The sequence below is a fragment of the Paraburkholderia sp. NMBU_R16 genome (genome assembly GCF_013282575.1).
Taxonomy (GTDB): domain Bacteria; phylum Pseudomonadota; class Gammaproteobacteria; order Burkholderiales; family Burkholderiaceae; genus Trinickia.
Genome location: NZ_JAAAYE010000281.1, coordinates 1 through 529, shown reverse-complemented (window position 1 = coordinate 529; position 529 = coordinate 1). Strand labels below are relative to the sequence as shown.

The window sequence follows — 529 nt, the reverse complement described above, 5'->3', positions numbered from 1 at the left end:
GGTGCGGACAAACAGCGCCACAAGCACACGCCGCGATTTGATGCACGCACGGCGCTGGCGCGCTGGGCTGGTGTCGATCTGACACGCATCAACGGTCTTGGCGTGGGCACGGTGATGACGATCCTCTGCGAAGTCGGTCCCGACCTGAGCCGCTTCGCCAACGTCAAGCACTTCTGTTCATGGCTGGGACTCTACCCCGGCACGAAGATCAGCGGCGGCAAGGTGCTCAGCGCGCGCACCCGGCGTTCGGCCAACCGGGCACGCCAGGCGCTGAAAATGGCAGCCATGAGCCTGTCACGCAACGACTCGGCACTCGGCGCATTCTACCGCCGCTTGTGCGCGCGCATGGACAAGCCTCGCGCCAATACCGCGGTCGCCCACAAGCTCGCGCGTATGGTGTATTTCATGCTCACGCGCGGCGAGGCCTTCGTCGATCAGGGCCAGCAGCACTACGAGGAGCAGCAACAGCAGCGCAGCCTTGCCGCCCTGAAACGGCGCGCCAAGTCACTCGGTTTCCGGCTTGAGCGCG

The 529-nt window shown here is 65.4% G+C and carries 1 protein-coding gene; it reads left to right on the top strand.

The genetic code is table 11. The features are described 5' to 3' along the window. Positions 1–529 (top strand): transposase (locus tag GWC77_RS28250; RefSeq protein ID WP_173262922.1); only part of this gene is annotated, 529 nt, incomplete at both ends.